This window comes from Roseburia sp. 831b, from assembly GCF_001940165.2.
GTDB lineage: Bacteria > Bacillota > Clostridia > Lachnospirales > Lachnospiraceae > Roseburia.
In genome coordinates, this window is the sequence record NZ_CP135162.1 from 1412499 (window position 1) to 1436321 (window position 23823).

General features: G+C 40.0%; 16 protein-coding genes and 1 riboswitch. All 16 genes read right to left on the minus strand.

Features of this window, described 5'->3' with window-relative positions; genetic code table 11:
* Positions 1–102: 102 nt before the first annotated feature.
* The gene (locus tag BIV16_RS06560; protein WP_075678591.1) at positions 103–903 is read right to left on the minus strand and encodes an IS3 family transposase; all 801 of its coding nucleotides are present in this window, start codon (positions 901–903) and stop codon (positions 103–105) included.
* A gap of 79 nt (positions 904–982) precedes the next feature.
* Positions 983–1225 carry a transposase gene (locus tag BIV16_RS06565; RefSeq protein WP_075678590.1) on the minus strand — a complete coding sequence of 81 codons (243 nt, stop codon included), beginning with the start codon at positions 1223–1225 and terminating at the stop codon, positions 983–985.
* Positions 1226–1291: 66 nt separating this feature from the next.
* Positions 1292–1444 (minus strand): hypothetical protein, encoded by a 153-nt coding sequence (locus BIV16_RS06570; RefSeq protein WP_242940295.1) that lies wholly within the window; start codon positions 1442–1444, stop codon positions 1292–1294.
* A gap of 179 nt (positions 1445–1623) precedes the next feature.
* Complete coding sequence (locus tag BIV16_RS06575; protein ID WP_075678589.1) at positions 1624–2193, minus strand: 4Fe-4S single cluster domain-containing protein; 570 nt, start codon at positions 2191–2193, stop codon at positions 1624–1626.
* A 10-nt stretch (positions 2194–2203) separates the two neighbouring features.
* Positions 2204–4054 carry an AAA family ATPase gene (locus BIV16_RS06580; protein ID WP_075678588.1) on the minus strand — a complete coding sequence of 617 codons (1851 nt, stop codon included), beginning with the start codon at positions 4052–4054 and terminating at the stop codon, positions 2204–2206.
* A complete protein-coding gene (locus BIV16_RS06585) occupies positions 4054–5184 on the minus strand; it encodes a hypothetical protein (protein WP_075678587.1) in 1131 nt (376 codons plus the stop codon). Before BIV16_RS06585 ends, BIV16_RS06580 begins: the two co-directional genes overlap by 1 nt.
* 9 nt (positions 5185–5193) lie before the next feature.
* The gene (locus tag BIV16_RS06590; protein WP_075678586.1) at positions 5194–7650 is read right to left on the minus strand and encodes a PIN domain-containing protein; all 2457 of its coding nucleotides are present in this window, start codon (positions 7648–7650) and stop codon (positions 5194–5196) included.
* Positions 7647–11921, minus strand: a complete 4275-nt coding sequence (locus BIV16_RS06595; protein WP_202969649.1) for an AAA domain-containing protein — start codon at positions 11919–11921, stop codon at positions 7647–7649. The genes BIV16_RS06590 and BIV16_RS06595 overlap by 4 nt, the downstream gene beginning before the upstream one ends.
* A 60-nt stretch (positions 11922–11981) precedes the next feature.
* Positions 11982–12176: a DNA-binding protein gene (locus BIV16_RS06600; protein WP_075678585.1), complete on the minus strand. Its 195-nt coding sequence runs from the start codon at positions 12174–12176 to the stop codon at positions 11982–11984.
* Between the two features lie 73 nt (positions 12177–12249).
* A riboswitch (cyclic di-GMP riboswitch) is annotated at positions 12250–12325 on the minus strand.
* Positions 12326–12503: 178 nt separating this feature from the next.
* Positions 12504–13394 (minus strand): DUF6674 family protein, encoded by an 891-nt coding sequence (locus tag BIV16_RS06605; protein WP_075678584.1) that lies wholly within the window; start codon positions 13392–13394, stop codon positions 12504–12506.
* Between the two features lie 64 nt (positions 13395–13458).
* Entirely contained in the window at positions 13459–14157 is a 699-nt protein-coding gene (locus BIV16_RS06610; RefSeq protein WP_075678583.1) for a SpoVG family protein, read from the minus strand.
* Positions 14158–14193: 36 nt separating this feature from the next.
* Positions 14194–14574, minus strand: a complete 381-nt coding sequence (locus BIV16_RS06615; RefSeq protein WP_083624977.1) for a hypothetical protein — start codon at positions 14572–14574, stop codon at positions 14194–14196.
* Positions 14564–15199 carry a class D sortase gene (locus tag BIV16_RS06620; protein WP_075678582.1) on the minus strand — a complete coding sequence of 212 codons (636 nt, stop codon included), beginning with the start codon at positions 15197–15199 and terminating at the stop codon, positions 14564–14566. The genes BIV16_RS06615 and BIV16_RS06620 overlap by 11 nt, the downstream gene beginning before the upstream one ends.
* A 62-nt stretch (positions 15200–15261) precedes the next feature.
* Positions 15262–22863 (minus strand): helicase-related protein, encoded by a 7602-nt coding sequence (locus BIV16_RS06625; RefSeq protein WP_075678581.1) that lies wholly within the window; start codon positions 22861–22863, stop codon positions 15262–15264.
* 13 nt (positions 22864–22876) lie between these two features.
* The gene (locus BIV16_RS06630) at positions 22877–23449 is read right to left on the minus strand and encodes an MT-A70 family methyltransferase (protein WP_075678580.1); all 573 of its coding nucleotides are present in this window, start codon (positions 23447–23449) and stop codon (positions 22877–22879) included.
* Positions 23450–23818 carry a hypothetical protein gene (locus tag BIV16_RS06635; RefSeq protein WP_075678579.1) on the minus strand — a complete coding sequence of 123 codons (369 nt, stop codon included), beginning with the start codon at positions 23816–23818 and terminating at the stop codon, positions 23450–23452.
* Positions 23819–23823: the final 5 nt, after the last annotated feature.

Here is a 23823-nt window from a genome sequence, read left to right on the forward strand (position 1 = left end):
ATATATGAACTGTCAAGGGTGTGCTGCTTAGCAGTTTCCGAAGGAACCCTTTACAGTTCATATATCCGCGCTTACCCTTCTGGGAAGGGAGAGACAGGATAATTACCTGTCCCAGTAGACTTCCTCAGGCGTGCGGTATTTCAGTCGTGAGTGCGGACGCTCATGATTATAAAAGTTCATGAAATTATTAATACCAATACGTGCTTCTCTAGGTGTCTCATATGCATTAGGATACACATCCTCATATTTTACAGTTCTCCAGAGCCTTTCTACGAAGATATTATCGTAGGCACGACCACGGTGATCCATACTGATTTTTGAGCCAGCATCCAGAAAAATCTGTGTGAATTTTGGACTCGTAAAATGACTTCCCTGATCAGAATTCATAATCTCAGGTTTGGATACTTTCAATGCTTTGTGGCTGGTATCCAGAACAAATCCTATTTCCATGGTGTCACTCAGCTGCCAATGTAGTACAAACCGTGAATACCAATCGATGATTGCCACCAAATAAAGCCAATCGGTTTTGACTGGTATATAGGTAATGTCAATGGACCAAACATGGTCAGGATGGTCGATTTTAAGCCCTTTCAGCAGGTAAGGATAAACTTTATTGGCAGACTCCGGCTTGCTTGTATTTTGCCGTGGATATATAGCCTGTATGCCCATTTCCTGCATATGCCGAAGGACTGCTTTGTGATTGATTAGATAATGCTCTTTTTCGTTAAGATACCAGCAAATGCGGCGATATCCATACATTGGATATCGGGTATAGATTTTGTCAATCAGTTGCTTTATGTACAGATCCTCTGTGGAATGTGGAGACGGCCGATAATAGAGCCCACTTCTATTAAGTTCCAAAAGGCTTGCCTGTACAGAAACCGGAAGCGTTGATCCGCTCATATCTACAAGCAGGCGGCGTTCAGGTACGCTAAGCTCAGAAACCAGATTTTTTTTTCAACCACTCGTTCTTAGTGGTAAGTTAGCCAATCTGAGCGTACAAATCGTTGATCTCGGTTTCACGTGCTTTTTGAGCCTTACGTTCTTTTGATGAGTTGTCCTGAAATAGTGTATACAGTTGAGTTTCCGCTTCTCGCTTCCACTTTGAAAGCATGTTTGGATGAATATTGTTCTCAGCAGCAATCTCATTGATGGTACGCTCGCCTCTAATTGCTTCGAGAACAAGTTTAGATTTCTCCTCTGGTGAATGTTGTTGTCTTGCCATAGTTGGACTCCTTTCGCTATAAAAATCATATGGGAAATCCAACTTAGAAACAACGATTTTTTTGTCTTAATTTATGGGTTCATTATACTCACCTGAAGTAACTGGTGCATCTTTTGGTTTTTCATAATCTGCAAGAATTGCCCAATCTCGCCCAAATTTTTTAGCATCTTCTATCCTTCTGCGCACATCCGTTGAACTCTTCTTGGCGTCACTCCCCACTTTTCGGTAACTCCCTTAATAATTATATCTCCCCCCATAAATTTGATATTAACCAATAATCTACACCAATTTCTTACTACATACTGATAATACAATAAACTATTTTCTATGTTATACTTTTAAATGTTCATTGTCAGCGTGTGCTGACCTATAATCAATCGAGATTCCGAGAGATTATTTTATACAAATGGCCATCCATTTACTAAAATCTCTTCCTCTGAAATCATTACTTCCATCTGATGCTCAGATTTTTCATATTCAATTCCTCTATCATAAAAATCCGACAAATACCAAACTCTTTGATTCTTAGATCCGACCCAATCTCTTTCAGTATCATATTCTTCTTCTACAAAAGACCCATCAACCAACAAATCGGTATATTGTAATAACCTATCAACATCCTCATTACCCATACTTTTTAATTCTTCTATAAGGTATCCAGTAAAGACCAATACACCTAATCCATTTGTTCTTGCCCATTGAGCTATTTCCGCCAAACCTTGTGACTGAAGAAACGGCTCCCCGCCAATAAAAGAGAGTCCTTCAATATCATTTCTTTCTTTACTTTGACGTATTATATTTACCAAATCATTAGTTTCAACTACAATATTTCTCCTTATTTCTTGCATTGTAGGATTACAACATCCTTTACAACGTCTTTCACATCCTTGAACCCATATTGCCAATCTTTTTCCTGGTCCCTCAGACTCTGTACAAAGTCTGATAGATGCTAAATTCAAATATGACATGGTCACCACCCTACTTTAATTCAAATTCAAATCTACACAATTCTGGTTTATCCGGAAACAATGGTTTAATCAAAATCTGTCGATTTCTTAACATATCAGAGCGTTCAAATATGAACTCAGATAAAGGATTAATAATAACAGTTTCCATAACATTCAGAAGGCCACGACCCCCATTCTGTTTTCCCGCTTTCATTCCGATAGACGCAAAAATCTCATCTTCATTTTCGAATGCGATTTTTGCACCATATCTCTCTTCTACGAAATCTTCTATTGCCTTAAACTTAAGTTTTGCAATTTCAGTAAATACAGTCGGATCATCAATAAAATTAAAAGCAACAATATTATCACCAATACGATTTAATAACTCTGGTCTTCCAAGTTCTTCAATAAAGTGTTTCTGAACCTTTTCAACAAACTGTCTTTTCACTTCCTTAGGATCCATATCAGGACTAATTTCCGCAGCTCCTATATTAGAAGTGAAAATAATTATTGTTTCAGAGAAATATACTGTCTCACCCTTACCATCAGTAAGACGACCATCTTCTAGTATCTGAAGAAACTTATCAAGAATTCTTCCATGAGCCTTCTCAATCTCATCAAATAACAATACGCAGAACGGTTTTTCTTTTACAGCATTCGTAAGTTGCCCTCCAGCTTCATATCCTACATATCCAGGAGGTGCACCTACTAGTCTTTGATCACTATGTTCATGATTATATTCGGACATATCAAATCGTATGCATGCATCCTCATCCCCAAATACAAAACTAGCTAATGCCTTTGCAAGTTCAGTCTTTCCTACACCTGTAGGTCCAACGAAGAACAAAGTTCCCTTTGGTTTTTTCTGTTTTGAAGAATGCTGCAAACCAGAAAATCCAGTATATGCTCGTATAATTACATCCTTTACCTTTGAAATTGCGTCATCCTGGCCTTTTACTCTCTTTCCAAGTTCTTCCTCAATACGCTCAATTTTATCCTTTGATAATTCCTCCCAAGGGCTCACCTTCTCACCATACTTAAATAAATTAATAAGTTTTTCAAATGACATCTTTTCTGACATCTGACGCGACAACTTCATCATCTGAGCAATATCTTTAAGAGAAAAACCATCTAGTGCATCGATAAGATCATCCTTAGCTGTTTTATCAGAAATAATATCCTGAGTGATATTAAAGCATGCTCTATTTGTATCAATGAAATGTTCTCTTTCATTATGACCTGGCAAAGGTACACTCACAGAACTAACCATAGAGTTATTTAAATAAAATGCCGGCGGAATCATTGCGTTATTATGAGCTACAATAACCACAATGTTTCCAATATCTGCAAAACTACTATCAAGCATATTGTATGACTGACCTGCTTCTAAAGTTTTACCTAATGTCGCCAAATAATCTCTTTCTTTTTCCGATAATGAATTAGCATTCCCAAATATGTAATCTGAATAATCTAAAATAAAAGCCGTCTTATTAGAACTATTTTTCATTACATTCAACATATATGGGAAAAATTCATCTGGGGATTTATAACAGTTACCACTCTGATTATTATTATCTTCCAAATCATAATTACCTAAGTCATAATCATTAGTATCTGTTCCCTGAGTGTCTTGAGGAGATACTCCTGTAATCTCATCAGATACACTATAATCAATTCCATCTACACGGTCCCACTTAATCACCTGCTTATATCCCTTATCTCTTACATAAGAAATAATCGTGTTTATCACTGATTCGTATTTCCCTGAGTTTTTAGGATTGAGCATTATATCAGCAGTGTTTCCATAAACTATAACCGAAGACTTATAGCCAATATCCCTACTGAAACGCTCCAACCAAAGGTTCAATTCCTTATCTGCCATTATGCTTTTCTCCCTTCATTATTTGGTAGACTGCTAGCATCCATTGAAAGTCTATCAGGATTCTGCCACAGTACTCTTTCATCTGACAGCTTTACGGAGTACACTTGTTCAAGATCAACATTAAACTTTTCAATATCCTTCAAACATGTCATTCCTGCATAATTATCAAACTTATACGCTATCTTTCCATGTAAATCCACATTACAAACTGCGCGTTTACCAGATGGTTGCTTTGCAACTATCTTTACAAAATTCTTTCCATCTGTTCGTACTAACTGAGGCTTCTCTACAGTAAATTCTTGACTCTTAAGCTGCTTTACAATTGCCATAACAGTTTCTCGTCTGGCCTCCTCTGAAATAAGTGTTTCATCTACCTCACTCTCAAGTGAAGCCACCTGTTCCTCAACTGTTTCTGCATCTAGAGTTCCTGATTCCAAATCAAATCTAAGTTTACTAATCTTATCCAAGAATTCTTGAGTCTTTTCCTGATTCTCAATTTTTTCAGTCTTAAGTCTTTCCTCAGCTTCACCAATAGCTTGTGCTACATCTTTCTGACGGTTTTTCTTAACCGTATTTTTTTTCCACTCAGCTGCTTTGCTTTCCGCAACTGAAATAACCGATGATGACTTTTTTCTAAGCTCGGCTGAACTAGTCAGCTTACCACTTTCAATTTCACTTCTAAGTTGTTGCATTTTCTCTATTGAATAATTCACTACAATAGGATCTGTTATCGTTTGTATGATTTCAAAATACTCTTTTATTAAAACATTCTGTTGATGTTCTTTTTCTGCACGAAGAGCCTCTACTCGCATTCTCTCCGCACGTTCAAATTGTTCACGCGCTTCTGAAGCTAAAGAAGACATGCTTCTGATATAAGAACCCACTTCCAAACTGAGATCCCTTGCTTCTTCAGGATCTGAAGTGAGCAAGCTTCTGATTCTGGAAAGATCTGATTCCAATTTACTCATTTCAGATGGAATATATGCAGCAAAGCCACGATCTCTCATGTTCTGATATTGCTGATTATAACGATTATAAAACTGCTCTGTTGTTGCAGCGATTCTATTTAAATATATCTGTCTTCTGCGCATCGCTTCCAGTGCATAAGAATATTCATATGAACTACTCATAAATCCTCCTTATTTCTTCTTTTTCTTGGATTTCTTACTATTACCTTTACTTGCTATTTTCTCATGTTGCTTCTTTGCTTGATATGATTCAAGAGTCATGTTTTCAATTTTGTTTGCACTAGCAATATTTCCAAGACTAGTATCATCTGTTAATAAGATAGGCTTCTTTGCACAATACCTTATTGCAATTGAAAGAATCTTATTATCATTTCGATCCTTATCCAAATCATCTGATAATAGTTCTGGATGACTCGATTCTCCAGTATTTAGCCAGTCATAAGCTTTATAATTTCTAATATTTCTGATTACTTCTCTTGCTCTATATGCTTTACCTTCATCATCAGAATTCTTTAAGCCATCCAACTCATCTAACACTATCATTGGGATAACCAATAAAGCATTTTCACCATCGAACCATGATATAAGACCTGGCTCATTCATTAATGTACAGGTGTCTACGATATAAACTTTGTTAAATCTCATAAATGAATCATCAAAAAATGTAGCCAACGCATTTCTTAATCCATCTATATTCTTCTTCACATTAGTAAACGGAATATCTGGCACAAGAACTTCAGAAAAATCTCTTATCTTATTACTAAATCTTTCTTCCTCATCCTGCCATTTTCTAACCTGATCATACAGACTTTCAATAACATCAATATGAGAAAGTACAAGTTCGTTATACTTTTCATCACTTACTGTCTGATACAAATTTAAATCAGGTAATAAATCTTCTACTTGTAAAGATATCCTTCTCATATTAAGAATAATCTGCTCTACTGCAGTGTATTCCTCTATTTCAAACAGATTCTCGTCAGTAAAGCGATCAATAAAATCCAATATACTTTTCTTAGAATACAGATTTTTCTGAAGTCCAAGTTTTGTAACCCAATTAATATATGATTTCTTTACCGCTGAAACGGATTGCCAGAATCCCCATATTTCTTCTAATGAATCCTGCTCACCAACATGTTCAATCGTAATTCGCATTATTCTCTGAAACAAAGATTCATCCTGTCTAAATGCATTAATTCCTGCATATTCTATTATTACATTCTTAGCACCTTCTATGTCCTGGCATTTTTCAATTATATATGCCTCATTAACAAGTAATCTTTCCTTATCCGCTGCTGAAATCACATTCTGCCCATAATAACCTCTACTCTTCTCATTAATCGATTCAATTACCTTTGCCTTATCTGCAATATCTTCCTCATCACATATAATTCGATCTATGTACTGCAAGAACATATCCTTCAGTCCAAGTTCATATAATGCAAATAGAATAATACTGTCCTGCGCATAATATTTATCAATCAAACCAACTACTATATTAGTAAGGTTTGCCTCATTTGTATTCGGAATATATGCAATCGCAATATCTTTGGATACTTTTCCTGCAGTTACAGTTGCAATACCAGCCTGCACAGAGTCCCTTGCGTTAAAGTACAGACCATTATTACGAAACTCGCAATCAGGCACCCGAATAATAATTTGTTTTCCCCTACTTTCTACTTCAAACTTATCCGCCCCATATACAATTCCAATTCTGATTTTTTTCTTATTCTGTTGCCTCGCTTTTACTTCCTTATAGTATTTTGATTCTACACAGAACATATCATCTTTCTGAAGAAAGTCTCCTATTAAAGAATTAATATCAGAAAATGAAACAAGTTTCTGTATTTCCTTGTCGGGATCTTCTATTTTCAAATAAGGTAAATCTCTTAAGTCATCAGGGCATGATATATCTGACTGTTCCAGTGTAAGTTCATCTATTTTTTCATCTTCAACTCCTAAAACCTTCCACTTCATACCTTCAACTAGTTCCACTTTTCTAGTTATATTTTTCCAATATAATTCTGAGCTTAAGCCTGTAATTGACTCAATCTTTGTAGTCGGTGTGAGCCAATTTAACGACTTTCTTTTTTTATCATTCTGAATTGTAAACAACCACTCCCTAATCATCCCTTCAGGAAATTCTGTATCGTCAGAATCAACTACATCCATTACACGAATTCCAGTAGCCTCTTTTTTGTAAAGATTTGCTTCATCCTTTAGTGCTCCTGCTACAATATCATAATAAATAGAGAATGTTTCTTCTGATGTTGTACCAGGTAAAAGTCTTTGTACCTGCATATCTCGTCCAGTGTTAGTCAACTTCAGATTACTCATTGCAACTGTATCAAGTTCAGTCTCATCATCAATTCCAGAAAGTGTTATCGCTCCCATATCTTGGAGCGATATTAAAACAGGTCTAATAAGAAGATCCGCATCTGAAATAGTAAATATCTGTTCAAAAAAAGTACCAATAGATATGCCCTCATAACTTGTTAATTTTTCACACTTACTGATAGACTCAAGAATAACCCACTCAATTGCTGTAGATTTTCTAGCTGTAAAGTGTGAAACTTCAACCCTATGCTGCACACAAGGATATGATAGTATTACTTCTGTAAAAATCATAATTTACCTCCCATCTCTTTGTACTCAGCAATAATTTTTTCTTCTATCTCTGGTGTAATTATCTTATTGCAAGTCTTAAAACAGCCTTTTCTATTTAATCCTTCCATAATGTTCTTGTATACCGGAGCAGTCTTAAAGCCAGGCATGTCCATGTTAGGCAACTGAACAGGCTGATTTTCGTACATATGTTTTGCTCCAACAATAAAAAGAAGTTCCTGAGCTCGTGAAAATGCCACATTAATACGTTCAAATGCAACTACATGCTTACTTGCATGGCCCTTTTCATTGTTTCTTACCAAACTGGTAATAATAATATTCTTTTCCTTACCCTGAAATCTATCAACGGTATTAATATCTACATCAATAGCTGAGAAATCATAAACTTTTTTAACCTCTCGAAATGCTTCTCTAATTTCATTTACCTGCATCTGATAGAAACTGATAACGCCTACTGTTTTCTGATTATTTTTGTTATATCCTTGTTCCCTATATGAATCAGCTATTTTCTTCAAGAGTTCTATTATGATGTATTTTTCCAAAACATTGCAATTAGAAGTGCTATTGTTAGGTCTTACTTCATAGATTGGTTTATTACTCGGAGTAAATGAAGAATCAATCCAGTATGCATGTCTCGTTGGTGTAACAAATGTACTACCATCAACCCCCTTTATTGTTAAATCATGGCTCTTTTCCATTCGTTCAACTTCTTCTGAGTTTCCACAAGACAGACGCTGCTCATAGAATCTATTAATAATGTCCATAATGTCAGTGTGCATACGATACTGCACTAACAAAGAATGCTTAATTTTCTCATCTGCTTGTTCAAAATAATCTTTAAACAGTGAAGAAGTAACCATCTTTTGGAATCTCTTAAAATTATCCTGCGTAAGTAAATCTCTTACTTCTTCTGGTGCATTTTCCTGACTCTCTGCTAATTCCTTATAAGAACCTTCATGTTCTTTAAACATTGGTGGCAGCTGTCTATGGTCACCCACTAATATAGCCTTTCGAGCTTTCATTAATGGAATCAATAATTCAGGCGGGGTAGCTTTACTAACCTCATCAATAATTACAACATCAAAATCATTGTAGCCATTATCAGAAAGATTTCTCATATTATCAGTACAAGAAATACCTACGACGTTACATGCATTAACGTAAATCTGCTGGTAATACTCTTGATCGTACTTAAAAGCATCTGCATCATCCAAGCGATCCTTAAATCCTCTGATTGTCTTTTCCCAATCATTTCTGAATTCCCGCTGCTCGTTAAGCTGTCTGATATTGTTTTCTTTTAACTTTTTAATGTGTGCAATGATATCATCCGCATTTGTTGATTCAATTTCATACTTCTCACGCAATTTAAGAAGTGTTTGCCTTTTAGATACTATTTGAGCCTTCGCACTATCTATTCTTTCATTAATTTCTAAAATCTTACCTTCTGCAACAGTTCGTCTACTAATGATATCCGAAACATCGAGACTCTTTCGTGACTCAATTGTTTCTTTTATTGCATCTAATGCTGAATTTATAGCTTGACTCCACTTATCAATAATCAGTCTAAATGTTTCCAGCCACTTATCTGCATCATTAGTCTCAATCCCTTCTATTACATTTTTATTAAGAATATTTTTTTCAATATCAGAGATAGTAACTACTGAAGAGGAAAATTTAAGTTTGTCAACTTTCTTTTGCAAAGACTTCATTTCTTTTGTGTACTGTGATGCCCCATCGGTGTCATCTTCTTGCAGACACTCCAAAAGTTTTTGTTTCACATCAGCCAATTGACTATTAAGAATTAATATCTCGCCATCATTACTATTATCATTCCCCTTTACCTTCTGAATCTTTTCACATAATCCCTTAAGAGTCTTTAGATTCTTTGAAATCATGTACACATAAGCCTGTTCTTTGCCCAGCCCCATCACATCAATATCTAATACTCCGGGTGTCAGATAAATGCCTGCTTTAGTTGTGATTTCAACAAGCTTATTCAACTTTGACTCAAAAATTTTAAGCAAATCCTCTGATAAGTAAAACTGAGAGTCTGATTTTCCCTTAAAGCATTCATATGCTAAACGATACTGGTGCTTATCCTCTTCTAACTTGGTATTATCATCATTAGCTTTTTCAAGTTCACTTGTTAAAAGAGCCAAGTGTTTTCTTGCATCGTCATACTCTTGATTTAATCCGGACAATTCCTCATTCAAAGCAGCAATATCCTGATTAAATAAACTAGCATCACGAATATCAGTATCATATTGAATGCCACCACTTTCAAGTGAGTCCCACAAATCGAGCCAATTCTTTGAAAGCTGAAGTGAAAGCGCGTGATAATAATACTTGAGCGCCTCATCCTCTCCAAACTTTCTAGTACTTAAGTCTTCAACCTTTCTTTTTCTCCTACCCTTTTGACCTAATCTAATGGCTCTAATCTCAGGCGAATCTGCCAATCGTTCCAAAGCATTATCAACCGCATCGTTAGACTGTGATGCAACTAAAACCCTATCTCCTCTGCGTACAAACTGATAAATTGCCTCAGCAATAACCGTTGTTTTACCCGTTCCAGGAGGACCTTGTATCAAACAAAGATCCGGTGCAGCAAGCATTTTTCGAACAGCTTCCTTCTGATTTTCATTCTTCTCAATTTTAGGATTGAGCCACTTATCTATATCTATGTCAATATCTTTAGGGACTCTTGCTCGTGTAACATCAAACAACCACATTGCAAGATTTGGAGAGTAGCATTCATCTCTTTCCAACTGGTCAATTGCTTGCTGAAATCTTCTTATGAGGACAAAATCTCCAATCGCTGATAATGCTAAAAATCCATCTGTATAGTAATTACCTAAAATATTGTCATATACGTACTGAATAGTTTCTTCATCATCCAGATTACGATGATTAATCTCATCAATATCTCTACGATTAAGATCGTATGCTACTTGTACTATATAAGGATTGCTATATGCATCATAAATACTCCGTTTCGATACCTCTTCGTCATCATAATCGCCGCTCATCCATTCTTCTTCTGTGAGAATATGCTTTTCTTCGGTATCATCATCAAAATATTCACTATTATCTTTTAGATAATATTCATTGACAACGCCTCTATAGCGTCCAAGTTCTACACTATTAAATCGTTGTCTTCTGTTATTGATATCGCCTGCGAAATCAAAATGCCACTTGTCTTTAGAATAGTTATTATCAAAAACCTGAATATCTCTGCTTAGATATTTTTTAAATGCCTTAAATGTATCTTGATCTTCGAAAACAAGCCAGAAGTTCAGCCTCTTCTTTTCTTCATCGAATCCTACTTTGAAATACTTACAACCATAGATTTGACGACTGGCTAGTTCTCTTTTCCAATCCAAATACTGTTTCCACTCTTCAAGCTTCTCTCCTGTATATTCAGTAAGTGAACCAGAATTATCCAAAATGTCATAAAGAAAATTTGCTCCGATTCTTTCTGGTGATGGATATGGAGTAGCAACAACATCTACTTCAAAATCGAGCTGCTCTGTATCCATAACCTCAAATACTGAATCTACCCTAAATTCTTTACCTGCAATATGTCCCTTAAAAAGCAGGGAGACATCATCTGGTAAATATCCCTCCAAAAAATCTCCGGGCGTTCTTTCCGGTCTAATTCCAAGAGTTTTGACATCGTAACCACTCTTACCAGTAAAAGTAAGATTTCTAACATACATCTGTTTTTGAAATCCCTCAGGAAACATGCCGTCCAGAATTTGTTGCATCCTATCTGTAGATGATAATTGCTTTAATTTCGGAAATTTTCTTACAAGAACTGCCTCACTCGTTCTCAAACGATTCCTTCTATCCTCTTCATTATCATTTAGCAAAATACAAATATTACGACCGAAGAAAGACATTTCAGAATTATCTATTTCTTCCTCTATATCATCATCTTCATCGAACTCGTCCTCATCTTCATACTCATCTTCTTCATATTCATCATCTCTATAATAACTATCCATATAATTATCGTTTCTATTTGCCATATTGATCCTTTCTGAGTCATATGTTGACTGTTGCATCATTCTATTTTTTCCCCACATCTCATCCATTTCTTGTTTAACACGTTCTTCCTCAAAAATATCCTCTGATGCTTTTTGAGGTTGTGAATTTGAGCTCTCTTTATCACTTGATGATTTACCGCCCTTAACCATAGCTGTTACTGTAACGCCCACAATACCGGCACCTATAATATCAGCTATCGCTTTTGTGAAATCCTTCTCATTTGCCATATGGTCCTTCAATCTAAATATATGGAAACCTTGAATATAACATATAAAATTACCATGACATCATTTGTCATTCTTAATATATCTTCCTGTCTTTATCCTATCATCCTTCGGTTTCTCCGCATCTTCTGGTATTGCCCAAGTATTGCCAAACTTAACTGCTCCTTTAATACGTCCTTCCAAACATAATGTATTGATTCTTCGCTCACCTATTCCCCACTTCCTTGATACTTCAGCAATTTTTAAATATCCGTTCATACATTACCTCACAAATAGAAAACAGCAGTATTAATTTGCTCTTGTTGCAAGCAAACTAACACTGCCTCGTTTACAGTACAACTGGCTGACATTTTACAGTCCCTCTAGCTTTGCGTCATAGATTTTCATCTACTTTGCCTATTTATATCTTTTATAAATTATTGTACTCTATTACTCGAACAAAATCAACTACATTCGGCAGCCTTTTGAGCATTTTAACTATTTTTTATTTAAATTATCGATAACAATTATCAATTATAGACAATAATAGGATATTTTTCTATTCAGGAAATACCCCCATACATTTTCTCTTTATCCGTCATAGGATCACCTGCTCTTCCCCTGCTTTGGAACATCAGGAACCTTTACTTCCGGCATCTTTTCCTGCTCTCCCTTTGCACAGGCAGCCTCAAAGGCTTCCGCACCATACTGATACTCGGAAGGTTCCGCAACAGCAGATACTAAAGATACATCTTCCATAATCTCTTCGGTCTGTTTCTCCGTATCAACCAGCTTATCATTCATGCGGTTAATCTCTACATCTCTTGCCCAATCCTCCACCTTATCAATGGATGCATCCAGACGAAGTACCATGGATTCATACACCTTCTTCTGCCATTTCCATGGCTTTTTCATTATCTCGGTCTTGGAAAATTTCTTCTCCTGTCCGGAATAATCTACTTCTTCCCTGTCAGCGAAGGTTCTGAACGTATTAGCCACCTTCTGTCCAGCTTCTCTCATTCCCTTACCAAAAGCATCAATCTTTGCGATAGTATGCTCCGTATCGGCAATTCCTTCTTTGACCTTATTCCTGATACCCATAAGTTTATCTTTCAAGCCTGCGAATTCGCAAACACGGTTTAAGGCTTCCTTACCACGCTTCTTAAAATCTGTCATGATTTCAGAAGCCTTATTCTTAATACCTTCCTTTACCTCAAAAATCTGCTCCTTAATCTCGTTGCAGCGATTCTCCAGACGATCAGCTGCTTCATTTAATGACTTCTTGAGCTTATTGGTAACAGTGTCATCCTGCATTCTTTGAATATCATCACGCAGCTTTGCAATTTCTTCCGTCATATCTTCGACCTTGTGTGTCATGCTGTCCACATAGGCACAAAGCTCATACACTCCGTTTGCAGTCTGCTGCATACCATTACCGTTCAAAGCTGACAAAAGCTGTTTCATAACCTCTTCCCCGGTCATTGATTTCTCTTCCATAGTCTGTTTCCTCCTTTTCCAGCGAAGTAGCCACCGGCCACTCCGCCTTAATAATTAGTTGTCATTAGCGAAAGGGCAAGTCCTTACCATCCGCTTTCATGAACTGATCCTTTGCCTGTGACTGTGCCTGATTCTTGGCAGACCCTAATGCCTGCTCTTCCTTCTTAGACTTGGCAATCTCATACTGGTTCACAATCTCGGTATAAAGCTTCTCACGAAATTCCTTCGTTACCGGATAACACACATCCTGATAGACTGCCTTGCCCTGTTCATCTGTCTGCTTTGTCTTGTAGGAAGGCATTGCCACAAAAAGCTTATCCTTCCCCTGCAGGATGCTTACATTATTGACGATAAAACTGTCCTCAAAATATACACGGGCAAGTCCACGGATATTGCTGCCTTCCCTCTCATAAGGTGTTACGGTAACACTAAACTCCGGCATTTGCATCTCACCCTTTTCTGTCTTAAACTCCTGACCATCCGTAGCCTTTACCTGCTCAAACGCCTCAAGGATATTGTCGTAAAGCTCCTTACGAAATTCTGCCGTAATCGGATTGCAGACATCCTTATAGATAGTACCACCATTCTCATCACGCTCCGATGACTTATAACGGGGCATGGATACAAAGAGTGAATCCTTCTCCCTGTTCTCCAAAATGGCAATGTTGGTAATCTTAAAGGAATCACCAAATACCAGTGTTGCAAAACCTTTTACATTCCCTTCCTGATTCTTTGCTTCTGTTACTTTAATTGAATACTTCATATAATCCTCGCTTTCTGTCTGGAACCGCCAGACCGGTTAATCTTCTGTATCCGGTATCACCAGATAACACTCTAAAGTTTCGATATTACTGATTGGCAGCCTGCCATTTAGCCAGTTTGCCAGAGTAACCGTAAATCCGTCCTGTTCATAGTAAATCCACTTATCGGCTGTAAGCTCATACTCATACAGTACCGTTACATCAAAGTCCGGCATGAACATTCCTGCCTCTTCATCAAAAGCACATGCCACACCTGCCCGTAAGGTAAGTGACAGGCTGGGAACCACCACATACCATCCGCTGATAACAAGCTGTAAGTCATCATCTATCTCCACAATCTCATCACATCTGTCCTCAAACTCCATCTCGGAGATAATCTCTTCAATATCCCCAAGACGATATTTCTTCCTATTCTCCATAAGCACCTTCCGCCCTGACCGGAACACATTTCACCACGAAACGCTTTGTGCCTCTCTCTGCACAGGTAAAAAGAGTGAGTTCTTCTGTATCTCCATGTGTCTTTATGGAATTATCATAAGGACCCACCACAAAGCTATCTGTCACTTCATAAGTATGAAGAGTTCCCTCTGTATCAAGCAATGTTACCTTATCCCCGGTTGCCACCTGATTCAGCTTTGTAAAGAACTCTCCATATCTGCTACCATTGTGTCCTGCAAGAACACAGTTTCCTTTTTCTCCTATCTTTCCGGTTTCGCTTAAATGTCCGATTGCCTTGTTAAGATTTGCGGAAGAACATCCTTCCACCACCGGATAGCGGATGCCTATACTCTCAATTTCCAGAATGGCAATAACATCCCCTTCTGCAAATATGGCTGCATCCTCCGAACGACCGGCGGTTTGGACTTCCGCCCCGTTTTCTTCCATCTCTGTCTCATCTTCCTGCTTCTCCTCCAACTTCTGTTCAAATTCCTGTGTCAGCCTGTCCGTCTCCCTCATCCCGGTATAGTGATACACAATCGGAATGACAAAGAACAAAACTCCCACCACAATACAAATCCCGGCAAACACCTTTCTTCTGCTCATATCAATCGCCTCCCAAATTCTTAAGATAGGAAATGCCCCACCAGACGGCAGGGCACACTCTCTTATCTTTGTTTATCCTGCCTTGTCTGATAAGGCACTTCGTTTTCTGCTACATTCATGCTCTTGTCTTCCTCCATTCCACCAAGGTCTGCATCTGCCACCTTTTCGTTTTCAAGGTCTAACAGGGCATTTAATTCAAACTGTCTGGATAACTTCTCCTTGAGCTCCTCTTCGTGCATAAAAGGCTTCTCATACTCTTCCTTCGATGCCTTTAAGTCGTTTTCGTACTGCTCAATCTTCTTTAACAGAAATTCCTCATTCTCGTGGATACCGTTAAAACAGTTTTCAAGCTTTACCATATTGCCCACCGGGCTGGTGGAAAGCTCTACCTTGTACTCGGTCTTGCCACGAAGAATCAGGTAATGGGTACCCATGAAGTTTTTTTCTACCAGAAGTTCAAAGCCATGGAAACTGCCAAGGGCACTTGTCTCCCCTGTTTTGCATTTACTTATGGCTTCAAGCATTATGGCACCGCCGTCTGCTCTCTCCGTATAAGTAAATTTGCCTACCGTAATGGCAAAGTCCGGATTGTCAATCAGCTCCTTATCCCTTGCCTTTATATCTTCCCTGACACAGGCTAACTTTTCCGTTGCCGCCTTAATCAGCTTCGGATAACGGATCATGAAATTATCCTGCAGCGAATACCTCTGGTTGTCATAGGATGCTTTCAAAAGTTTTAATCGCTGCACATCGTTATCAATCTCCATCTTTTCCTTTATCATCGGATTGCCTGTAGCCACAGCCTTAATCTCTGCATAGGAAAGCGTAGCCTCATCAATATCCTCACAGGTTCGACTTACTGCCTTGCTTGTAGTAACCTGACTGATAAATCGCTGCTTATTTTCCACCAGACTCCAGTTGTACGCATCAAAGGTTGATTTGGTAACATAACGATAAACTGCTATCTCCTCATTCTCATTACCCTGTCTGATACCTCGTCCTTCTCTCTGTTCAATGGAAGAAGGCTTCCATGGACAGTCCACATGATGAAGTGCTACAAGATGTGTCTGCACATTGACACCCGTACCGCATTTATCTGTGGAACCGATAAGCACTTTCTTCTTACCGGTCCTCATTTCCTTAAACAGCACATCCCTCTGGGCATCCGTCTTTGCATCATGGATAAATGCTATCTCTTCCGCAGGAATCCCGTACTGGATAAGTGCATCCTTAAGATACTGATAGACTGTAAAATCCTTGTCTGCTCCCGGTGTACCGATATCAGAGAAAATCAGCTGACAGCCTATCTTTCCGTCCTTGTTCCCTTCCTGATACTCCTTCCATACATTCTCCGCTACCTTATTTAACTTTCCATCCGGGTTATTTGGTGCATCCCTGTCAATCAGTCTTGCATCCGTTCCAAGCAGTCTCGCCTCGTGGGTAATCTTAAGAAAGTTATCTACGGAAGGGTCTACACCACCATTACGGATTCTCTCTGCTCTTACCACAAAATCTTCCATAACCTGCTTTACATACCAGTCAGGCTCTGATTCCACGATAATCGCCTTACCGCCACGAAGTGCAGGCACATCCAGATCAAGCATATCCGCAGTCTGCACATCTGCCACCTCTCGGTAGATATTCATAAGCTCCGGCAGATTGGTAAACTTATTAAAACGGCTCTTAAATCGAAATCCGCTTCCCTCTACCGTAAGTTCCAGTGCAGTTGTGACTTCACCGAAGTTTGCCGCCCATGCATCAAAGTGGTAAATTCCCATCTGCTCCAACGCCGGCTTCTGCAAATAAAGCTGCATTACATACATCTCGCACATGGTATTGGAAATCGGTGTACCTGTTGCAAATACAATGCCCCTATTTCCGCTAATCTCACTGATATACTGGCATTTCAACTGCATATCCGTTGCTTTCTTTGAGCCGGATGAACTGATACCTGACACATTGTTCATCTTGGAAAATATGGCAAGGTTCTTAAATGCGTGTGCCTCGTCTACCATAATGGAATCAATACCCAGTTCCTCAAAGGTGATAAGGTCATCCTTCCTGCTTTCATCAGCAAGGGAAGCTATCTGCTCCTCCAGCTTCTTTCTCTGGCTTTCCATCTGCTTGATGGTCCACTGCTCACCGTTCTGACTCTTCATATCCTCAATGGCATATGCAATCTCATCCACCTGTGCCTGAAGCATCCGTTCCTTTCTCTCCGCCGAAATCGGAATCTTTTCAAACTGGGAATGGGACATAATGATACAGTCATAATCTCCCGTAGCAATCCTGCTGATAAACTGCTTTCTTCGGCTCTTTTCAAAGTCTCTTTCTGTTGCCACCAATATATTGGCTGACGGATACAGTCTTAAAAACTCAGAAGCCGTCTGACCGATAAGCGGCTTTGGCACTACCATTACGGTCTTATTGGCAAGTCCAAGCCTTTTCTGCTCCATGCAGGCAGCCATCATCTCAAAGCTCTTTCCGGCTCCCACACAATGGGCAAGCAGTGTATTCCCCCCAAGAAGTATCCTTGCTACCGCATTCTTCTGATGTGGTTTTAACTCAATCTCCGGATTCATACCCGGAAACTGTAAGTGGCTGCCATCATACTCACGAAGACGGATGTTATTAAATGTCTCGTTGTAATACTCCACATACTTTGCCCTACGCTGCGGGTCAGCAAATAACCATTCCTTGAATTTCTCCTTCATCTGGTTCTGCTTTTCCCTTGCCAGCATGGTTTCATTCTTGTTTACCACATAGTGATACTTTCCATCCCCGTCATCCACTCTGTCACGCACGGTTACGGTTTTCAGATTCAGGCTCTCCTCAAAAATAGAATAAGCGTCCATGCGGCTTGTACCATAGGTCTTGGTAGCTGCTACTGAACGCTTATCCATGGACTTGTTCTCAATGAACCATTCCATACTTATTTTATTTAAGTGTACCTGAATACCGGAATTGTACCACTGGCTTCTCACAGCCCTCGCCCTTCTCGGTGTATTGAGAAGTTCATAGATAAACTGCTCATAGTCCTGCGGGTCAATCCATGTGATTCCGATTCTCACATCAATATCACTGGCTTCAATCCACTCCGGCTGCACCTTTTCCAGTGCCTCCACATTGATTCCGTATGCCAGATTTTCCTCTGAAGCCGCCTTTGCCACACGAAGCTTATCCCTTACATTGCCTGACAGATACTCATCCGCAGTCTCATATCCTGCATTTGGATTATTCTCATTGGCAAGTGCCGGATTAAGGTATATAAGTCCTTCCAGCTCCTTTACAAGTGCTGCTCTTTTAAGCTCCGCTGTCAAGTCTTCGGAAAAACCGATTTCTTCCTCCCCTGTCTGCTCCCGAAGCTCCTGCTTCACTGCTTCCAGATCAGGCTCATAGATGGATAACATATAGGGAATATTGACTGCACCAAACTCATTGATGGAGATATTCAGGGCTTCCACTGCTGTTTCCACCCTCTCAATCACAGGCTTTGCTTTTATGGTCTGCTTATAAAACATATCCGCTTTTTTCACCTCCCCGTCTTCATTTACTTCCTCCAAAGAACAAAGAAGCGGGTAATCACTGTCATCACGGAATGCAGTCCTATTGCTTTTACCTGTGATATATCCGTACCTCTCCACAAACTTATCATATTTGGCATTAAGAAGTGCCTGCTTATCTGCAAGCTCTTCCTCTGAGCAGCCTTCCATCTGGATATCAATCAGTTCCCTTGTAACGGTTCTGATTTCATCCAAAAGTCGGATTCTCTCCTCTGCCGTCTGTGACACATTCTGCCTTATCATCTGGGAATTTTCCCTGTAATACAGCTTTCCCTCATAGAAGGTGTAAGTATAGTTTCTTACATCCAGGTCAGCCGGAATAATGTCCTCGCTTTCTTCCTCCTCTTCTGCCAGTCTTTCAAAATCCGTAACCTGTGCCTGAATGTTATGGATAGCCCTGTTAAGCTCCTCATACATGTTGAAGTTCTCATCATCATTGACACAGACCGTATATCTTGAGTCCTGTCCGTAGATTCTGGTGTCATACTCCATATGCCCAAGCATCATTTCCGGATGCTCAACGAAATAGGAATTGACCGCAATTCCATTTTCCGTATAGCCCAAGTGTACCCAGTCCGGCTCAATATCCATCTTTCGCTCCCTCTTCTGTAGGAAAAGGATGTCCGATGTTACCTCGGTTCCCGCATTGTCCTTAAATGCAGTATTGGGAAGTCTTACTGCACCCACAAGCTCTGCCCTTTCCGCTATATACTTACGGATAGTCGGGTTGCTCTTATCCAGTGTTCCCTTTGTGGTAATAACTGCCACAATACCACCCGGTCTTACCTGATCCAGTGACTTTGCTATAAAATAATCATGGATACGGAAGTTGTATTTATTGTACTTCGGGTCATAAATCTTATAGTCACCAAATGGCACATTGCCCACAACCACATCAAAGAAGTTATCCGGATAATTGGTTTTTTCAAACCCTGTGATACTGATATTGGCTTTCTGGTAAAGCTGCCTTGCAATACGCCCTGATATGCTGTCAAGCTCCACACCATACAGATTGCTCTTTTGCAGTGGCGTTGGCATACTTCCAAAGAAGTTACCGATACCCATGGAAGGCTCAAGTATATTCCCACCATGGAACCCGAACTGCACCAGTGCATTGTTGATACACATGGCAATCTCCGGAGAAGTATAAAAGGCATTGTTGACCGTTGCCCTTGCCGCAGCATACTCATCGTCCGATAAGAGGCTTTTAAGTTCTGCATATTCCTTTTCCCATGAGGCATTTCGTTCATCAAACGCCTGTGCAAGTCCGCCCCAGCCGACATAATTCGACAGGACTTTCTGTTCCTCTCTGGTGGCAAGTCTGCCCTCTGCCTCTATCTCTTTAAGGGTACGGATGGCATCCACATTCCACTTAAATCTTGTCTTGGCTCCGCCCTTTGGAAGTTCTGCCGGATTGTAATGGAAATTTGTCTTTTCCGTCTTGGAAGCATCCTGCGTTTCTTCCGATGATACAGTGGGTGTCTCCGTTGCTTCATCCGCTGTCTCCCATCCGTTTGCAATGGCTCTCTCCTTTGTGGCTTCCCTGTTTGCCTTAATCTCTGCCTGCTTGTCGAGAAATTCCTGATAAATTGGCTTTCTTGCAGGGTTCTCGCCCTGCATCATCTTATCGAAGTATTCCCTCTGGTCCACACCACAGTAATATGGTGTCTTTACCATATAGGTCAGCACTTCATAAAGCTCACGATAGCCTGTGGTTTCCTTTACCCTCTCTCCAAATCGGTTCTTGTAATTTACCTCAAGCTCATAAGGCTTTAAGGTATATTGCACCAAACCATACTGATTATTGGCAAAAGCACTGCGGGAATCCTTACCGTCTAATACCACCTCTGATAAGAAATCAAGCTTGTTCGGCATAAACAGATACTCAGAAGCAACGATATCCTGCAAAAATGGCTTAAATGGAGTGTAGCAGCTGCACTCTGAAACAAGAATCTCCAAAGCATCCCGCAAATCCTCATCCATTTCCTCAATGTGTTTTGCATAATCTATGGGAGTGATATACTGAAGCTCACTGCCGTCGTGCTGTGTTTCTTCGTTTTGTACTTCATCCACTATCTCCGCTTCCGGCTCGTCCATCTCATCCTCATAATCTTCTTCCATCTGCATTTCAGGACTATATTCTGCCATGGTTGCAAATCTGTCTTCAATGGCTGCCTCCTCATCCGTAAGAGGTCTGCCCTCATTATAAGCTCTGTTAAGTTTCTCAATATCACTTAAGGAGCTGTTGTAACTTTCAGGTTCATCAGGAATTGCAAAATCATCAATTCCATCGGTAATGCCCTCTGATTCAATCTCACGATACTCTCCGTCGATTGCCTCATCATCTTCCCTTGTGCCTTCCAGAAAGAAATCTTCAAATCTTGGTATCTCCGGCTGGTATTCTCCGGTCATAATAAGAAGTCCGATTTCTTTTTCGATGTTCTTCCATGAAACATAGCCCTCATGTTCGCCTTCTTCATCACGCCACTGGAATCTGAGTCCCTGGGCATGGAAGCTGTCATAACCGTGAAGTCCGTATCCGTCTATCGGCCAGCCTGCTCCACCCTGACCATATTCCTTCTTAATACGCTGGGCTCTTGTGCCTGCATCAATCTCTGTCTGAAAGATTTCACATACTCTTTTTCTTCCGTTTTCAAATCCGGTTCCCCGAAGCACTACCTCTTTCACATACTCTGTAGGCACCACAAGCTCCTTCTTTGGATTCAGATAATTGTACTTGCCAGCCTTTGCCTCCTGCTGATCCTTTGCAAGCCTTTCTTTCGCCTTATCCGCATAGTCCGAAGCCGCTTTCTTTGATGGAGAAAGTCCGTATTCAGGGTCAAAAAAAGAAGCCTGATGATATTCACCGGCTTCCGTTTTTCCAAATGAGTCAAGCTCATTTAATTCCCTGTTAAGTTCTTCATCTTCTAATGAAACTTCATTACTACCTGACTTAAGACTACTTCCTCTGCCTGCATCTTCGCCTGTTCCCTTATCTTCCACATTTCCATCGTGGATGACGGGTCTTTCGGCTTGTGCTTCGCTAAATACTGGTCCATCAGCATCTCCAGCAGGTCGTTTGCTTCCTTCTCCACTTCCTGCATCTTCTCTGCCAGCTTCCCGAATCGGAGCAGTGTCTTGTATCTCTGAGGTTCCATTTCCTCCAGATACTTCATTGCCATCCTTCCGTATTTGCCCAGCTTCTTCATCTTTTCTGTCTGCTCTTCCGGCATCTGAATGTTCGGATAAAGCAGTCCGTCCACTTCCGTGTAACTGATTGCCATCTCTGCCATATTGATTTCTCCCTTCCGCAGATAATACTTTCTGCTGTTCCATGGTCTTTAAGTTGCTGTTAATACCTCTAAGAACACTACAGGAGACATCGCATACCAGAGAACCGAGACGGTAAACCATTTCCTCATTGGAAACCTTTACGATCTGACTGAAATCCTGTTCTTCTTCAGATAAGTCAAATCCGCATCTCGTACCCACCGTATATAAAACGCTTCTTTCTATAAGCTGCTCCATATCCGGCAAGCCCTGACGTTTTGGTTGCCCAGAGCCTTCGCCCTGAACATATTCAGTAATCCCACTACCTGATAGTTGTAATAACTCGGACATTCGTTCCACGAATTCCTCTTTCATTATGACTCCGATTTCTTTTCTTGTAAAGTCCTTAATTACCGAAAATAACTCTCCCCTGTCCGTAGTCTCCTGCTTTGTTATATGCCCCTCTGATGCCAGAAAATCTGCATATTCTTTTAAGGTATCCCCCTCCAAATCCCATGTCAGTTTTCTGTTTCTTCCACCCGTATCGCTGATATCAAACACATAGCGAAGGTGGGGATTTAATGCCCTTGATGGAAATATGGCAATTCCCTTACTTCCACGCATGACATATCTGTCCACCTTCTTCCATGTGTCATAGTCAGCTACCAGAGTGGAATGGGGTCTTTGTGCATGAATCAGCAGAATATTGTCAAACTCATAACGGTATAAGTTTCCTGCCAGCTTTAAGATGCTCTTCCACTTATCCGCAGAAGTGGTCACATCCTTAATCTGTGCATCATAAATCTGCCTTGCCTGATAATCTGCACCCATCTCTCATTCCTCCTTATGCTGTACTCAATTCGCAAATTGCATCACGAATATCTCTTCCATCTATCTCATTGCCAAGACTGTCCCATCCGTCGGCTCTGTTTCTTGCAAACAGTTCAATTCTTGGCACATCCCCGCAAAGCTCCACAATCCTGTCCCTGATTTCATCCGGCTTCTTACTGTGTTCCATAATCCTTGCATCACATATCTGGGAAACGGACTTGGATACCCTTTTCGGATGTCCCCTTGTTCCTATCAGACAAAGCTCTGAATTGGAACGGGTCCAGTATCCAAGCCCCACAAACCAGCTGTCCGCTTTTTTGTTTCTCTTAACCCAGTTAAATCCACAGGTCTTATAGGTAAATCCCCATCTCCTCATGGTTTCCAGTCCTTCTTTCAGAAGCGGAAATGTTACCCATAGGAAAAGTACACAGTCATCTGCTGCCAGTGTTTCCACCGGAAGTGCCATGATATCCTCCATATTCATACATGAATAATGGCAGTCCGCTGATTTTTGCAGGCTGCCTTTCTTTGAATACGTCTTAAATTGCCACGGCGGGTCAGCATAGATAATTCCGTACTTTCCCATCTACTTCACCTTCCCGTTAAACATCTCCTTGAAAAGTTTAAGCTCATCCTTGTCCAGTGCCACCTCGAACTCATAGCAGGTTCCGCTATTATAGGACTTGTGCTCCTCTGCCTTAATCTTTCTTGCAAGACGGAGCAGGATATAGCACTCTCTGGAAAGCTTCACACTCTTTTTGAATGTGATATCTCCCGTCTCTGCTTCCTTCTGCTGCTTTGCAATGCGAAGAAGAAGTGTCTTATTGACCTCCTCCACTTCATCAAGGGAAATAAAAACGGATGCCTTATTAGCACCCGATCTGTCCCATTCCTTATGAAGCTCTTTCATTAAAAACTCCATGTTATCAATTATCTCTTTATTCTGTTTTCCCATTGGTA

Bases quoted from the DNA above. Each gene is read 5' to 3' on its own strand.
- BIV16_RS06615 (WP_083624977.1), bottom strand. From the start codon at position 14,574: ATGGAGAATAGGAAGAAATATCGTCTTGGGGATATTGAAGAGATTATC.
- BIV16_RS06595 (WP_202969649.1), bottom strand. From the start codon at position 11,921: ATGGCAAATGAGAAGGATTTCACAAAAGCGATAGCTGATATTATAGGT.
- BIV16_RS06630 (WP_075678580.1), bottom strand. From the start codon at position 23,449: ATGGGAAAGTACGGAATTATCTATGCTGACCCGCCGTGGCAATTTAAG.
- BIV16_RS06585 (WP_075678587.1), bottom strand. From the start codon at position 5,184: ATGAGTAGTTCATATGAATATTCTTATGCACTGGAAGCGATGCGCAGA.
- BIV16_RS06620 (WP_075678582.1), bottom strand. From the start codon at position 15,199: ATGAGCAGAAGAAAGGTGTTTGCCGGGATTTGTATTGTGGTGGGAGTT.
- BIV16_RS06565 (WP_075678590.1), bottom strand. From the start codon at position 1,225: ATGGCAAGACAACAACATTCACCAGAGGAGAAATCTAAACTTGTTCTC.
- BIV16_RS06560 (WP_075678591.1), bottom strand. From the start codon at position 903: ATGAGCGGATCAACGCTTCCGGTTTCTGTACAGGCAAGCCTTTTGGAA.
- BIV16_RS06575 (WP_075678589.1), bottom strand. From the start codon at position 2,193: ATGTCATATTTGAATTTAGCATCTATCAGACTTTGTACAGAGTCTGAG.
- BIV16_RS06590 (WP_075678586.1), bottom strand. From the start codon at position 7,650: ATGATTTTTACAGAAGTAATACTATCATATCCTTGTGTGCAGCATAGG.
- BIV16_RS06580 (WP_075678588.1), bottom strand. From the start codon at position 4,054: ATGGCAGATAAGGAATTGAACCTTTGGTTGGAGCGTTTCAGTAGGGAT.
- BIV16_RS06635 (WP_075678579.1), bottom strand. From the start codon at position 23,818: ATGGGAAAACAGAATAAAGAGATAATTGATAACATGGAGTTTTTAATG.
- BIV16_RS06605 (WP_075678584.1), bottom strand. From the start codon at position 13,394: ATGGAAGAGAAATCAATGACCGGGGAAGAGGTTATGAAACAGCTTTTG.
- BIV16_RS06625 (WP_075678581.1), bottom strand. From the start codon at position 22,863: ATGGGTGCAGATTATCAGGCAAGGCAGATTTATGATGCACAGATTAAG.
- BIV16_RS06600 (WP_075678585.1), bottom strand. From the start codon at position 12,176: ATGAACGGATATTTAAAAATTGCTGAAGTATCAAGGAAGTGGGGAATA.
- BIV16_RS06610 (WP_075678583.1), bottom strand. From the start codon at position 14,157: ATGAAGTATTCAATTAAAGTAACAGAAGCAAAGAATCAGGAAGGGAAT.